Source organism: Labilithrix sp., from assembly GCA_019637155.1.
GTDB lineage: Bacteria > Myxococcota_A > Polyangia > Polyangiales > Polyangiaceae > Labilithrix.
Map to the genome: position 1 here is coordinate 82723 of JAHBWE010000005.1, position 14099 is coordinate 96821.

The following is a 14099-nucleotide window of genomic DNA, read 5'->3' on the forward strand; positions in this document are numbered from 1 at the left end:
CCCACGCATGATCGGCTTCGAGATCGGAACCCGCGCCGGTGAGGAGCTCCTCCGCTTCGTCCGCGCCCTCGGCCAGCATCGCTACGTCGCGAGCCGGCTCCTCCTCGTCCACGCCTTCGCCGTCGACGCCGCCGCGGACGACTCCATCCCGGAGGCGGCCGAATGGGCAAAGCGCGTCATCAACGCCGGCGCCGACGGCGTGATCGACCTCGCCTCGAAGGACGAACGCCTCTGGCGCAAGGCCACCGAGGCCGAGCTCGCCGCCGTCCTCCGCGCCTTCTGGGGCCCCGATCGCGCCGCCGCGTCCCGCCTGCGCGCCCACCTCTCACGCATCGACGTGAAGGTCGACGCCGCCGCGCTCCCCTTCGACGAGGGCGGAGAGGACGACATTTTCCCCGTCCTCGTCGACGCAGGCTGGGAGCTCTTGCCGCTCGCGCACCTCGACCTCGATCGCCACCGCGGCGCGATCCAGGCGTTCGACGACTTCGAGGTCGCGCGCTTCGAGGAGGAGAGCGCGATCCCGCCGCTCGTGTCGCTCCACGAGCTCCCGCTCCTCGGCCCAGTGGAGCTCCTCGCTCCGTTCGGACCCGACGGCCGAACCCGCGCCCCATTCGTCCTCTGGCAAGAGGGCAACGAAACCTATCTCGACTACGTACTCCGCGGCGTGCTGAAGGTCTCGAAAATCACGCTCGACGACACGTGAAAAAGACTCGGGGCCCGCCCTCTCGAACGAGACAAGCTCAGCCCGCGAAGGCCTCTTCGATCAGGCGCTTCTGCTCGAGGTCGTGGCTCGCCTTGCTGCCCGTGGCCGGGCTCGCGGCGGCGGGGCGCGAGACGACGCTGAGCGGGAGCCGCTCGCCGATCGTGGCGACGAGGTTCGCGTTCAGGAAGTACCACGAGCCCGCGTTGCGGGGCTCCTCCTGGACCCACACGAGCCGCGTGCCGTCCTTGTACGCCGCGAGGACCTCGGTGAGCTCCTGGTTCAGCGGATAGAGCTGCTCGAGGCGCACGATCGCGACGTCCTGGCGCCCGAGCTTCCGCCGCGCGTCGAGGAGGTCGTAGTAGACCTTGCCCGTGCAGAGGAGCACGCGCTTCACCTTCGCCGGATCGGTCGCGGCGTCGGGGATGACGCGCTGGAAGCGGCCGTTCGCGAGGTCGTCCGTCGTCGAGACCGCCTCCTTGTGCCGGAGGAGGCTCTTCGGCGTGAAGATGACGAGGGGCTTGCGCCACGGACGGAGCACCTGCCGGCGGAGGCAGTGGAACAGCTGCGCCGGCGTGGTGAGGTTGCAGACCTGGATGTTGTCCGACGCCGCGAGCTGGAGGAACCGCTCGATGCGCGCGCTCGAGTGCTCCGGACCCTGGCCCTCGTAGCCGTGCGGGAGGAGGAGCGTGAGGCCGGAGAGGCGCATCCACTTGTCCTCGCCCGAGGCGATGAACTGGTCGATGATCACCTGCGCGCCGTTCGCGAAGTCGCCGAACTGCGCCTCCCAGATGACGAGCGTGTCGGGCTTGTCGAGGCTGTAGCCGTACTCGAAGCCGAGGACGCCCGCTTCGGAGAGGGGAGAGTCGTGGATCTCGAACTTGCCCGCGCCGAGGTGCTGGAGCGGCGTGTAGCGCTCGCCGGTGACCGAGTCGAAGAGCGTCGCGTGGCGGTGGGTGAACGTCCCGCGCCGCGCGTCCTGCCCCGTGATGCGGACCGAGCGGCCCTCGTTCACGAGCGTCGCGAACGCCATCGCCTCGCCGGTGCCCCAGTCGAACGGCTCGCCCTTCGTGACGCGCTCGCGCCGCGGCTCGATCACGAGCCGCTGCACCTTCTCGTTCACGTTGAAGCTCGGCGGGATCGTCGCGAGGCGCGCGGCGAGATCGACGAGGACCTCCTTCGGCACCTTCGTCGCGACGTCCTCGACGTTCTTGTCGGGCCCGCCGATGTACGGCGCCCAGACGCCGCCCATCGCCTTCGGCGGCTTGTTGAAGTCGCCCTTCTTCGTCTCCTCGAGCGCCTGCGCGAGCGCGGCGTGGCGGTCGGCCTTGAGCTGATCGCCCTCTACCTGCGTGAGCTGGCCGCTCTCGACCAGCTTCTTCACGTAGACCTCGCGCACGGTCGGCTTCTTGTCGATCAGCTTGTACATGACCGGCTGCGTGAAGCGCGGCTCGTCGCCCTCGTTGTGCCCGTACTTGCGGTAGCAGAGCATGTCGATGACGACGTCCTTGCCGAACCGCTGGCGGAACTCCGTCGCGAGGCGCGTGACCTGGATCACCGCTTCGGGGTCTTCGCCGTTGACGTGGAAAACAGGCACCTTCATCATCCGCGTGATGTCGGTGCAGTAGCGCGTCGAGCGCGAGTCCTGCGGGATCGTCGTGAAGCCGATCTGGTTGTTCACGACGAGGTGGACCGTGCCGCCGGTCGCGTAGCCCTCGAGGCCGGCGAGGTTCAACGTCTCCGGCACGACGCCCTGGCCGATGAACGCCGCGTCGCCGTGGATGAGGAGCGGCATCACGTTGAGGCGCTTGCGGCGGTCCTGCTTCGCGCGGACGCGCCCCTCGACGACGGCGTTCACGAACTCGAGGTGGCTAGGGTTGAACGCGAGGGTGAGGTGGACGGTGTTGCCCGAGGTGGTGGGGCGGTCCATCGACTCGCCGAGGTGGTACTTCACGTCGCCGCGGCCGAGGTTCCGCTCCGGGTTCGAGTCGGTGAAGGCGGCGAAGATCTCGCGCACGTTCTTGTTGAGGACGTTCGCGAGCACGTTCAGGCGGCCGCGGTGGGCCATGCCGATGACGATCTCCTGGCAGCCGCCGGCGGCGGCGTACTCGATCAGGAGATCGAGCATCGCGATCATGCTCTCGGCGCCCTCGCACGAGAACCGCTTCGCGCCGAGGAAGTTCTTGTGCACGAACTGCTCGAAGATCTCCGCGTCGGTGAGGTGCTTGAGGATGCGGACGCACTCCGCGTTGTCGAGCTTCGCCTTGTTCCGCGACGACTCCATCGCGTTCTGGAGCCAGTCGCGCGCCTCCGGCTCCTCGACGTGCGTGTACTCGACGCCGATCGAGCCGCAGTACGTCTCGGAGAGGTGATCGATGATCTGCCGCAGCGTCGCGCGCGTCGGCATGCCGCCGATGCCCACCGTCGGGAACTCGACGTCGTAGTCGGCCTCGGTCAGATCGAAGTGCGAGAGCTCGAGCTCCGGCGCGGCGACGGGCGCCTGGCCGAGCGGGTCGATGCGCGCGAAGAGGTGGCCGCGCACGCGGTACGCGTTGACGAGCTGCTGCACCCGGCTCGCGATCGCGGCCGCGGCGTGCTGGTCGTCACGGACGACGCTCGCGAGCGCGTTCGCGCCGTTCGTGTACGCGTGCGCGGCGGCGCCGTTCGTCCCGCCGTTGGTGTGCGCCGGCCTCGCGACCGCGCCGCCGTTGTCGAGCGAGGCGAAGTAGCTCCGCCAGTGCTCCTCGACCGACTGAGGACTCTGCCGATATTGCGCGTGCAGGTCCTCGACGAAGCCTGCGTTGATGCCGAAATCGTCGAACGCCATGGAAGGCCCTTCCTACCACAAGGAACGCTGAAATCTGAGTCGTAGGGCTTCTTAGCGCCCTTTCTGCGTCAGCCAAGCGGTGAGATCCGCGTTCGCGTCGAGCGCGACCAGGACCGCGTCGACCGTGATCGCAGAGACGACGGTGCCGGCGGGCGCCACGTGGACCCCGTTGCCGTCGCGCCACACCACGACCCGCACCGCCTGCGTCGTCGTGATGCCGGGATCGTGCGGCTCCACCGCCCGCGACGACGCGGTCGAGGTCGCCGCCGACTTGGTGTTCGGCTTCGGCATCGCGGCGACGGTCGCCTTGAAGTCGGGCGCGAGCTGGACCGAGGTCTTGCGCGCGTCCGGCATGTTCGGGATCGGGAAGCCGAGCTCGTCGCCGGTGAGGTTCTGCGTCGGCGACGCGTCCCACTCCGCCGCGCTCTTGTCTTCGCCTTCCCACGCGCCGTCGTCGGCCTGCGACTCGGCCTTCTTCTTGATCACGTCGGCGACGCTGCCGACGAACGTAGGATCGTTGCTCCCGAGCTCGGGGCGGCTCCGGCGCATCACCGGCTGCTCGATCACCGGCGCCTCCGACGTGTCGGAGATCGGATCGGGCGACGTGTCCGGCGCCGCGAAGGCCGCGCGCGCCTCGTTCTCGAGGTTCGCCTTCGACTTCCGCTTCTCGCTCTTCGCCGTCATCTTCGGCGGCGGGATCGACTTCGGCGTGTTCGTGCCGAGCGGCTTGCCTTTGCCCATCGCCGGCGGCGGCTGCGAGGTCTTCGACGGGAGCGGCGCGGGCGGGCGGCTCGGGGTGGAGACCTGCTTCGTGATCGACGCCGGCGCGCCGACCGGCTTCGGCGCGGGCTTCGGCGGCGCGGGCTTCGCCGTCGGCGGCTTCGGCGGAGGCGGCGGCTCGTCGGCGACGAGCTCGTCGTCGTCGATGTGGATCGAGGCGCGGCTCTGCCGCTTCGTCAGCATGCTCGCGAGGTCGGCGGCCGCCTTCGCGAGCTCGAGCGAGCGCGCGTCGTCCTCCGCGTCGGCCGCGGCTTCGGCCGCGCGCCGCACCCACTTCACGCCCTCGGAGTGATCGCCGCGCGCCCACATCGCCTCGGCGGTCGAGAGGGCCCACGAGACGTCCTCGGGATCCTCCGGCTTCGGCTCGGGTACCTGCGGCAACAGGAGCTCGTCACTCATCGCGCTTGGGCCCGAATCGTAGTCGAGTTGACGCGCTCAGCGCAGGAAAAGCGCGAGGAGCCCCCCGACCACGATCGCGAAGGTGAGCACGCCGACGCCGATCGCGATCCACACGACGTTGTCGTTCTTCGGCGGCGGCGCGGGGACGGGGAAGGGGACGCTCACGCGGCTCGCGCGGAACGACGGCGGCACCGGCACCGCCGACGTCGGCGGGACGGGCGCGCTGAACGGCGCGGTCACGCTCTTCGGGTTCGGCGCGGGCCGCGGCGGCCCGGGCGCGGCGGCCGACGGCATCGGCAGCGGCGTCATCGGGCCGACCGGCGTCGCCATCTTCACCGTGCCGACCGCCTTGCCGTTCACGGTGCGGAGCGGGATGTCCTTCGGCGCGAGCATCTCCGCCGTGACCGGCGCGCCGACCTGGCGGATGGTCTCGTCGTCGAACGGCTTGAACCGCTCCGTCTTCTCCTGCGGCGCGACGAGCGGGAGGCACCGCGCGAGCGCCTGCGCGACCTCGTCCATCGTGGCGAAGCGCTCCTGTCGCTCCTGCTTCAGCATCCGCATCACCACGTCGGAGAGCTCGATCGGGATCTCCGGCTTCATCTTGTGGAGCGGCATGACCTCGAGCACGAGCGGCCCGCCCGCGTATTCGCCCGAGAGCAGCTCGTAGGCGGTGAGCCCGAACTGGAACTGATCGGACCGGCCGTCGGGCGTCTCGCCGACGAGCTGCTCCGGCGCCATGTAGCGCGGGGTGCCGAGGACCTGGCCGAAGTTGGTCTGGAAGCTGTGCGGGTTCGGGGCCGACTGCGCGCCCTCCGGCAGCGGCTTCGCGAGGCCGAAGTCGAGCACCTTCACCGTGCCCTCGTCCGAGACCATGATGTTCGCCGGCTTGATGTCGCGATGGATGATGCCGGCCCGATGCGCGGCCCACAGCGCGCGCGCCGCGTCGACGAGCCAGCCGACCTTCGTCTCGAGCGTGGTGAGCGGGTTCTTCGTGTGGCTCCGCAAGGACTCGCCGCTCACGAGCTCCATCGCGATGAAGTGGACGCCGTCGGCCTCGCCGAGCTCGTAGATCGCGACCGAGTTGGGATGGTTCAGCGCGGCGGCGGCCTGGGCCTCGCGCATGAGGCGCGCGACGCCGCCGGTCCCGGTCTCCCAGCTCTGGTCCGTGTCGTTTCGCAGCACCTTCAAGGCGACGGGCCGTCGCAGGCGCGTGTCGATCGCGTGATAGACCTCGCCCATCCCGCCACGCCCGACCAGGCGGACGATCTCGTAGCGCTCGAGCTTTGCGCCTTCCGAGAGACCCACCGCGCCCGACCGTACCAGGGTGGCTTTCGACATGCCACTCGCGCTAGAACGCGTCCCCGATGTCCACGTCCTTCGAGACCTCGTCCTCCTCGGCCACGCCCGGCGGCTCGGGCGCGAAAGAGCTCGCGCCCGATCTCGCGCTGAAGATTCATGATCTCATGCTGAAGGCGCGCGTCCTCGAGGACCGCCTCATCACCATGTATCGGCAAGGTGACGGGTATTTCTGGATCGGCGGCCCGGGCGAGGAGGCGTTCAACGTCCCGCTCGGCCTCCTCGTCGACAAGGGGCAGGGGATCCAGCACGACTACCTGCACCTCCACTACCGCTCGAGCGCTACGCTCCTCGCGCTCGGCGCCGATCCGGTCGACTCGCTCCGGCAGATGAAGAACACCGCGACCGATCCGTACTCGCGGGGCCGCAACTTCGCGGGCCACTACTCGGCGCGGAAGTGGAACGTCGCGCCGATCAGCTCGCCGATCGAGGTGCAGTATTCGATCGCACCCGGCACCGCGCTCGCGCAGCGCGCGGCGGGCTCGAAGGGGATCACGATCGTCCAGGGCGGCGACGCCGGCACGGCCGAGGGCGACTTCGCGACCTGCCTCGTGTGGTCGTCGCGCAAGGGCACGGAGCTGCCGATCCTCATCATCGTGACGAACAACAAATACGGGATTTCCACGCCGTACGAGGGCCAGCACGGCGAGGTCCGCATCTCCGATCGCGGCAAGGCGTTCGGGATGCAGACCGCGACGATCGACGGCAACGACGTCGAGAGCGCGTACTGGGGCCTCAAGAAGGCGATCGACTACGTCCGCACCGAGCGCAAGCCCTACCTCCTCGAGGCGATGGTCTCACGCCTGAACGGCCACTCGAGCGCGTCGGGCGCGAACTTCGTGAAGGACGAGCTCGACTGCCTCGCGAGCTGGGAGAAGAAGCTCGAGGAGCGGAAGCTCAAGACGCGCGCGGAGATGGACGAGATGCGTGCAAAATACACGCAAGAGCTGCTCGAGGCCTCGAAGCGCGTCCGCGAGGAGCCGCAGCCGGCGGGCGAGTCGATCTGGGACCACGTGTTCGCGGCGAAGAACCACGTCGCAGGAGAGGGCTGACATGGCGACGATGGTCCAGGCGATCCGGATGGCGCTCCACGTCGGCGAGAGCCGGCTCGGGGTGACGGACATCTTCGGCGAGGACGTGGGCCCGCCGCTCGGCGGCGTCTTCACCGCGACGCAGGGCCTCAAGACGGCGTGGAACTCGCCGCTCGACGAGCGCGGCATCGTCGGGATGGCGATCGGCCTCGCGCTCGCGGGCCGCAAGCCGGTCGCCGAGATCCAGTTCTGCGACTATGCGTTCAACACCGTCGACCTCCTCAAGATCGCGGGCAACACGTACTGGTCGTCGGCCGGCGACTGGAACGTCCCGATGGTGCTGATGACGCCGGTCGGCGCCGGCATCCGCGGCAGCATCTACCACTCGCACTCGTTCGACGCGCAGGCGACGCGCATCCCCGGCTGGAAGATCGTGATGCCGTCGAACCCGCGCGACGCGTACGGCCTCCTCCTCTCGGCGATCGTGGACCCGAACCCGGTCTTCTTCCTGAAGCCGAAGGCGCTCCTCCGCGCGAAGGCGCGCCCGGGCGAGGAGATCCCGGGCGAGCCCGGCGACGACAAGGCGCTCTCGAAGATGATCGACGCGCCGCTCGGCGATCGCTCGAAGTGGCAGCCCGAGTGGCCGAAGCTCGACGACCTCTTCATCCCGATCGGCGAGGCCCGCACCGCGCGCGCGGGCCAGCACGTCACGGTCCTCACCTACGGCCGCAACGTCCCGATGGCGCTCGCCGCCGCCGACGAGCTCGCGCGCGAGGAGTCCGTCGAGGTCGAGGTGATCGACCTTCGTTCGCTGCACCCGTACGACTGGACGGCGATCAAGGCGAGCGTGAAGAAGACGCACCGCGTCCTCTGCCTCAACGAGGACACGGAGATCACGAACTTCGGCGAGCACCTCGTCCGCCGCATCGTCGAGGAGCTCTTCTACGAGCTCTGGGCCCCGCCCGCGCTCCTCGCCGGCGCCCACGTCCCCGGCATCGGCCTCGCCGACAACCTCGAACACGCCAGCGTCCCGACCAAGGACAAGGTCAAGCAGGCGCTCAAGGACCTCGCGAAGCAGGTTCCATAGTCGGGGGCTTCGCCCCCGACACCCCCACCCCAGACACGGCCCTCGCGCTGCGCGCTCGGGGCGCTACGCGCCCGCATTCGCGGCCGCTTCTGGGGCCCTTCTCAACGTCGGGGCTTTGCCCCGACACCCCACCCCCGACACGGCCCTCGCGCTTTGCGCTCGGGGCGCTACGCGCCCGCATTCGCGGCCGCTTCTGGGGCCCCGGGTCGACGCGGCCGCCCGCCCGGACCCTGGCGTGGCCCGGCCCGATGCGGCCGCCCGGACCCTGGTGTGATGTGGTGACTACGTGCGTTTTTCTTTAGGCGCGCACGACTCTCCAGCGCGCGGTGATGTCTTCGGTATGCGGCGTCGCGAGGATCTGCCTTTCGCTCCGCATCGCGCCTGCATCCCAGCCACGGCACCATCCCCGAGTCCACCACCCAGCCCCCCGTCGGGCGAGCGCGCTGCTATGGGACGAAGATGATCTCTCGAGAGGGCGGGTGTCATTGCGGGCGCGTTCGCTTCCGCGTGACGTTCGACGAGGGCGCGCCGGTCCACGACTGTGACTGCTCCATCTGCACGAAGAAGGGGTTCCTTCACGTCATCGTGACGAAGGAGGCCTTCACGCTGCTCGCGGGCGCGGACGCGCTCACGACGTACACGTTCAACACCGGCGTCGCGAAGCACACGTTCTGCAGTACGTGCGGAGTACACGCGTTTTACACGCCGCGGTCGCACCCCGACGGGGTCGACGTGAACGCGCGGTGCCTCGACGACTTCGAGGCGCTACGGCCGTCGCTCCGCGTCGAGCGGTTCCACGGTCTGGAGTGGGAAGCGAGCGTCGAGCGGATCCGTTGACTGGTCACGCGGACCGGTCACGCGGACCGGTCACTACTCTGCGTCGCCCTCGGGGTCGGGCTTGTTCCAGCAGCCGTTCGCCGCCATGCACTGGTCCGAGTTGGTGCAGGTCGCGTTCGCGAAGCACTCCTGCGACGCCGCGTTCTTGCACGTCGGCTCGAAGTTGCAGGCGACCGCCTTCGTGTAGAAGGCCTGGTAGACGCCGCCCTGATCGCAGCAGGTGAGGCAGGCCTGGAGCGTATTGGTGCCGGTGCAGTCCGGGAACTTCGGCCCCGCGTCCACGGGGGTCGTCTGCGCCTGCGTCGTGCTCGACGGCTCCGGATCGTCGTCGGACGACGACGTCGAGGTCGAGCCCTTCGACGGCTTGTCGTCGTCCTTGTCTTTGTCCTTGGTGGACTTGCCGGTCTTCACCGGGCCCTGGAAGGCCTCCGGCTGCTCGGCCTCGCAGGCCAGCAAGGCGAAACAGGCCGCGAAACCGAGAACGGCGGTCTTCGCGAGTCCCATCATCACGGTTCGATGGTCCTGCACGCCCCGGGCCAGCATCCGATTCAAAGTTACTTCAGTTTTTCTCTCGCGAACAACAGGCCCGCATAGGCTCCGCGGGGTGGTTGCAGGTCAGTGATCGTGGGTCATCCCGCCGGGCAGCGCCCCGCCTGGTGGTGCCGCGGTTGCTCACCCTGGCCCCACCCGACACCGTCGATGATCACGGTGCGCGATTTGGACGCTGCCTGCTCTTCGCCTTCGATGAGCTCCCGCCGCCGCAGCTGCGGCCCGCACGCACCTCCACGTCCAGACTGAGCCCAAAACCTCGAAGCTCGCGCACCCCAGGACCCACGACGCGCAACCCAGCCCGCGCGTCACCGCTCGCCGCCGTCGCCTCACGTCTCGTCGAATGGCAAGCGCGGTCGCGGTCGCTGCCGTCGCCTCGCGCCTCCCGAATAGCTCGTACGCGCGTCGCAGCTCGCCGCCGTGGCCTCGCGTCCCTCGATGATCTCGCTGGCGCGGGTCGCAGGTCGCCGCCGTGGCCTCGCGTCTCTCGATGACCTCGGCCCGCGCGTCGCTGCTCTCCGCCTCGCCCTGCGTCTCCTCTATTGGCTCGGTCGCGTGGCGTCGTCCTCGCGCTGCGGCTCCTCGATGGCTCGGGCGCCGCTGGCGCGAAGGTCTCGCCTCGGACGAGGCGACGCATTTCGTCGGGTCTTACTCCTCGTCGGGGACGCCGCCGCCCATGCGCGCGAGGTCGTCCTGTTTGACCTTGTCCACGTTGAACTTCGCGGCGCGGTCGCGCATCTGGGTCAGCACCTTGTCCGCGGGCGGGAGGTCGCCCTGGATCCAGCGGAGCGGGTTCACGCGCGCGACGACGAAGCTCCGGAGGTACGGGCTCACGAGGCCCTTCTCGCGGAGCCGCTGCACCGCGGTGGCGACCTGCGCCTCGACCTCGAGCGTGAGCGCGGCGAGGCGCTCGTGCTCCGCGATCGCCTCCTTGATCGGTCGCTCGCTGAACTCCTCGACGCGGCGGAGGACCGGGTGGTACGCCCCGCCGGCGAAGCGCGGGTTCTTCTCGTAGCAGACGCCGAGCGTCACGAGCGCGGGATCCTCGAGGTAGAACGCGAAGCCCTTCTCGGAGAGCGAATCGTCTTCTTCGAGTAGACCGCGATAAATGCGAATAACCTCGAGAGCGCGCTCCTTCAGGTTGTGCGCCTTCTCGGTGTTGAGCGCGAGGATCTGCCACGCGACCTCGCGCGTGGGGACGACAAGCGCCGTGATCGCCCTCGCGCCGAGGCGGCGCATCGCCTCGAGGCGGTGGCGTCCATTCGGGGTCCAGAACCCGGCGTCGCTCTCGCCGCTCTTCTTCTTCCCGGGCGCGTGCTTCGGCGACGTGATCGCGATGAGCGGATCGAGGAAGCGACCCGTCTTCTGGATCACGTCGGCGAGCCGCTTGTGATGCGTGTCGCTGAGGTCGCGCTGGAACGGCGTCGGCTCGATCTTCCCGACCGGCAGGATCGCGGCGACGAGCGGATGCCCGCCGAGCGGATCCTTGTAGCGGCCGACCACGAGCCCGCCCTCGGCCTCGATGATCGCCTCGAGCGGCGCGAGCGCGGGATCGCCCTCGTCGACGCGGCACGCGAGCGGCTCGAGCCCCGCCGAGTCGGCCTTCTGTTTCCGCGGTGTCCGCTTCGGCGCCGCGCGCGACGCCGCCTTCTTCTTCGTGGCTGCCACGCGCCGGTCTTACCACCACGAGCGTTGGTGCTACGACCGATCTGGTGACGCATCGGGCTCTCTGCCGCATCCGGATAGTCGTGCCCGCGCTCGCGCTCGCGGCGCGTGGGCTCGAGCTGGTCGGCTCGAGCTGGTCGGCAGCCGCAATGGGTCGACCGGCCGTGCAGCCAGCTCCTCGCCGCGGTGTGCGAGCGCGACGCGTCGAGCCCCTGAGCCACACACTCCTTTACGGTTCTTTACCGGTCCCCGCGCGACCTCCGCCCGGGCTCGCGGCATCGGTTCGTTACGAAGGTGAGGTAACGAATGGCTCTCTGTGGGATCGGCATTGCGGCAGGTGTGATCGGTGTCGTCGCGCTCGTGCGGCGCTTCCTCTTCCGGCGGCACTACGCGCGCTTCGGCGGCGGTGGTTATGCGTGTGGGCCTCGCGGCGGCGCGCGCTGGCGTCGCGGTCCGGGCGGGAGCTTCTGGCTCCGCGCCGTCTTCGCGCGGCTCGACACGACGCCGGGACAGGAGCGCGAGATCCGATCCGCGATCGAGGACTTCCAGACGCAGGCGCGCGCCGCGAAGGAGGGCCTGAAGGGAGCGCGCGAGCACCTCGCGAAGGCGGTCGGCGCCGAGGCGTTCGACGAGAGCGCGCTCGTCGAGGCGAGCGCGACCGCGGAGGACGCGACCGGCAAGGTGAAGGAGGCCCTCGCCGCCACGCTCCGCCGCATCCACGCCGTCCTCGACGCACACCAGCGCGAACGCCTCGCCGAGCTCCTCGCCCGCGGCCCACGCTTCCGCGCCCGCTGGGGCGGCCCCTACCGCGACGCAGCCGTCTGAACGACGCACCAGCCGCGGCCCCGCCTGAGCGACGCACCGGCCGCGGGCCGGCTGAGCGGGAAGACGTGGCGCGTCGGCTTTCGTAGGATGGTCGTGTGGTGCGTCGCGTCGTTGCTGGTGTCGCCGTGGCTGCGGTGTGCGCTGCTGCGACGGCGTGTGGGCTCGATCTCGTCGGCACCGCTGTCTTCGAGGCGCCGGGCTCCGGCGACGACGCGAGCGTGGTCGTCGACGCGTTCGTCCCGGACGCGCCCGCCGCGCCGGGAGCGGACGCGGACGCCGACGCGGTCCACGCGGCCGACGCGGCGAGCCCGCTCGCGCCGTGCGAAGGCGACGCGGCGATCGTCGCGTTCGGCCGCTGCTACCTCCGCTTGCGCGAGCAGCGATCGCAGCCCGAGCAGCGCCTCGCGTGCGAGGACGCGGGCATGCACCTCGTGACGATCCGCAGCGCGGAGGAGAACGCGTTCGTCGCCGACGCCGGCGGCGGCGTCGATCAATGGATCGGCTTCGTCGCGCCGCCGGAGCGCGTGAACGATCCGGACGGCTTCGGCTGGCTGTCCAAAGACCCCGTCACCTTCATCGCCTGGCGCCCGCCCGATCCGAACGGCGGGCACCAGTGCGCGCGCATGTACCCGAACGAGCCCTTCGACTGGGGCGACCTCACGTGCACGGCCCCGCTCGCCGCGCTGTGCGAGCGCGACCGCTGACCCCGCTCACTCCGCGAACATGCGGATGCCCGTCGCCGCGGCGAACGACATGCGGTGCGCCTCGTCCCACTCCGGGTGGCGCACGATGACGTGGCCGTCCGAGAGCAGCGTGTGCTTCCAGTTGCGGCGCGGCGTGCCGGGGCGGAGGAGCTTCTCCTCGCAGACCCACGCGCCGCACTCGCGCAGCCACGCGCCGAGGCCCTCGATGCGCGTGATGCGGCCCTGGCCCATCGCGCGCTTGAAGACGATGCCGGTGTTGTACTTGCGCGGCCCCTTCGCCGCGATCTCGCCGTGCACGCACGCGCGCGCCCACTCGCGGAACAGATCGATGTCCGAGGTGTAGTTCATCTGATCGACGAGGTGCGCCCCGCCGGGCCGGCAGCCGATCTCGCCGAACACCGCCTCGCCCTTCGCGGTGTAAAACCACTCCATGTGCGTGAAGCCCGAGCCCATGTTCAGGGCCTTCAGCACCTTGCGACCGAGCTCGATGCCGGTCCGGATCTTCTTCTGCTGGAGGTCACGCACCGTGATGATGACGGGGCTGACCCACTCGAGCGTGCGCATCTCGAGCGGCTTCGGCAGGTACTGCGCCACGTTCTCGTACGCGGGCACGCCGTCGACGCAGACCGTGTCGTAGGTGAACTCTTCGCCCGCGACGTACTCCTCGCAGCTCGCCTCCGGCACGCCGCGCATCGACTTCATCGCCGCCTCGAGCTCCTTGTCGCTCGTGACCTTGTACGTGTCCGCGCTGCCCGCGCCCGCGATCGGCTTGAGGATGAGCGGATAGCCGATCTCCTCCGCCGCCGCGCGGACCTCGCTCTCGGTCGCGACGCGGCGCGACTTCGGCACGCGGAGCCCCGCCGCCGCGACGCGCTCCTTCATCAGCTGCTTGTCGCGGAAGCCGGTCACCGTGTCGACGCTCATGCCCGGGACGCCCCAGCGCTCGCGGAGGCGCGCGGCGAGGATGACGAGCGGCTCCCAGTTCGTGAGGACGCGGTCCACCGTCTTGCCGCGCATCCACGCGCTGACGCGGTCCATCACGTCGTCCTCCGCCATGATGCGCGGGACGCGGAGGTAGTCGTGGAGGTGCGGCCGCACGCGGGCGGGGAGGGCCTCGAAGGGCGTGTCGCCCACGCCGTAGACCTCCGCGCCGACCTCGGCGAGGCCGCGCGTGTACTCGATCATCTCGGGCGGGTAGACGGGGGAGAGGAACACGACCTTCATGGCGTGCGCCGTCCTATCACGCCCAAGGGGCGGATGGGGTACGCTCGATGGGTGGGACTGCGCTCCTTCCGTCCGGCGTGGATCGTCGCCGGTGCGCTCGTCGCGTGTGCGCCGG

12 protein-coding genes are annotated in these 14099 nt (G+C 70.0%); 6 read left to right on the top strand and 6 right to left on the bottom strand.

The genetic code is table 11. The features are described 5' to 3' along the window. The first annotated feature begins 7 nt into the window (after window positions 1-7). Window positions 8-703, top strand: a complete 696-nt coding sequence (locus KF837_11305) for a hypothetical protein (protein ID MBX3227897.1) — start codon at window positions 8-10, stop codon at window positions 701-703. 37 nt (window positions 704-740) lie between these two features. On the opposite strand, the gene KF837_11310 is transcribed toward KF837_11305, so the two are convergent. From KF837_11310 to KF837_11320, 3 genes are read right to left on the bottom strand one after another with little or no spacing between them, the layout of a single operon-like run. Next, complete coding sequence (locus KF837_11310; GenBank protein MBX3227898.1) at window positions 741-3527, bottom strand: 2-oxoglutarate dehydrogenase E1 component; 2787 nt, start codon at window positions 3525-3527, stop codon at window positions 741-743. A 51-nt stretch (window positions 3528-3578) separates the two neighbouring features. Next, window positions 3579-4706 (bottom strand): hypothetical protein, encoded by a 1128-nt coding sequence (locus tag KF837_11315; protein ID MBX3227899.1) that lies wholly within the window; start codon window positions 4704-4706, stop codon window positions 3579-3581. Window positions 4707-4742: 36 nt separating this feature from the next. Continuing rightward, window positions 4743-6011, bottom strand: coding sequence for a serine/threonine protein kinase (locus tag KF837_11320; GenBank protein ID MBX3227900.1), 1269 nt, complete (start codon window positions 6009-6011; stop codon window positions 4743-4745). Window positions 6012-6070: 59 nt separating this feature from the next. Here KF837_11320 and KF837_11325 point away from each other — a divergent pair, with 59 nt between their 5' ends. The 3 genes from KF837_11325 (at window position 6071) to KF837_11335 (ending at window position 9017) form a co-directional block, all read left to right on the top strand. Further along, a complete protein-coding gene (locus tag KF837_11325; GenBank protein MBX3227901.1) occupies window positions 6071-7114 on the top strand; it encodes a thiamine pyrophosphate-dependent dehydrogenase E1 component subunit alpha in 1044 nt (347 codons plus the stop codon). Between the two features lies 1 nt (window position 7115). Further along, entirely contained in the window at window positions 7116-8180 is a 1065-nt protein-coding gene (locus KF837_11330; protein MBX3227902.1) for an alpha-ketoacid dehydrogenase subunit beta, read from the top strand. Between the two features lie 459 nt (window positions 8181-8639). Further along, complete coding sequence (locus tag KF837_11335) at window positions 8640-9017, top strand: GFA family protein (GenBank protein ID MBX3227903.1); 378 nt, start codon at window positions 8640-8642, stop codon at window positions 9015-9017. A 33-nt stretch (window positions 9018-9050) separates the two neighbouring features. Here KF837_11335 and KF837_11340 read toward each other — a convergent pair whose 3' ends face one another. Beyond that, window positions 9051-9527, bottom strand: a complete 477-nt coding sequence (locus KF837_11340) for a hypothetical protein (GenBank protein MBX3227904.1) — start codon at window positions 9525-9527, stop codon at window positions 9051-9053. Window positions 9528-10214: 687 nt separating this feature from the next. Beyond that, window positions 10215-11234 (bottom strand): chromosome partitioning protein ParB, encoded by a 1020-nt coding sequence (locus KF837_11345; protein MBX3227905.1) that lies wholly within the window; start codon window positions 11232-11234, stop codon window positions 10215-10217. A 303-nt stretch (window positions 11235-11537) separates the two neighbouring features. On the opposite strand from KF837_11345, the gene KF837_11350 reads away from it, so the two are divergent. Both KF837_11350 and KF837_11355 read left to right on the top strand, forming a co-directional pair. Continuing rightward, on the top strand, window positions 11538-12056 hold the full coding sequence (locus KF837_11350) for a periplasmic heavy metal sensor (protein ID MBX3227906.1): 519 nt from the start codon (window positions 11538-11540) through the stop codon (window positions 12054-12056). A 125-nt stretch (window positions 12057-12181) separates the two neighbouring features. Beyond that, window positions 12182-12760 carry a C-type lectin domain-containing protein gene (locus KF837_11355; GenBank protein MBX3227907.1) on the top strand — a complete coding sequence of 193 codons (579 nt, stop codon included), beginning with the start codon at window positions 12182-12184 and terminating at the stop codon, window positions 12758-12760. A gap of 6 nt (window positions 12761-12766) precedes the next feature. Here KF837_11355 and KF837_11360 read toward each other — a convergent pair whose 3' ends face one another. Beyond that, window positions 12767-13984, bottom strand: a complete 1218-nt coding sequence (locus KF837_11360) for an ATP-grasp domain-containing protein (GenBank protein MBX3227908.1) — start codon at window positions 13982-13984, stop codon at window positions 12767-12769. Between the last annotated feature and the right edge of the window lie 115 nt (window positions 13985-14099).

Excerpts from the sequence above, each read along its gene's own strand:
- KF837_11305 (MBX3227897.1), top strand. The coding sequence starts at position 8 with ATGATCGGCTTCGAGATCGGAACCCGCGCCGGTGAGGAGCTCCTCCGC.
- KF837_11310 (MBX3227898.1), bottom strand. The coding sequence starts at position 3,527 with ATGGCGTTCGACGATTTCGGCATCAACGCAGGCTTCGTCGAGGACCTG.
- KF837_11315 (MBX3227899.1), bottom strand. The coding sequence starts at position 4,706 with ATGAGTGACGAGCTCCTGTTGCCGCAGGTACCCGAGCCGAAGCCGGAG.
- KF837_11325 (MBX3227901.1), top strand. The coding sequence starts at position 6,071 with ATGTCCACGTCCTTCGAGACCTCGTCCTCCTCGGCCACGCCCGGCGGC.
- KF837_11330 (MBX3227902.1), top strand. The coding sequence starts at position 7,116 with ATGGCGACGATGGTCCAGGCGATCCGGATGGCGCTCCACGTCGGCGAG.
- KF837_11335 (MBX3227903.1), top strand. The coding sequence starts at position 8,640 with ATGATCTCTCGAGAGGGCGGGTGTCATTGCGGGCGCGTTCGCTTCCGC.
- KF837_11350 (MBX3227906.1), top strand. The coding sequence starts at position 11,538 with ATGGCTCTCTGTGGGATCGGCATTGCGGCAGGTGTGATCGGTGTCGTC.
- KF837_11360 (MBX3227908.1), bottom strand. The coding sequence starts at position 13,984 with ATGAAGGTCGTGTTCCTCTCCCCCGTCTACCCGCCCGAGATGATCGAG.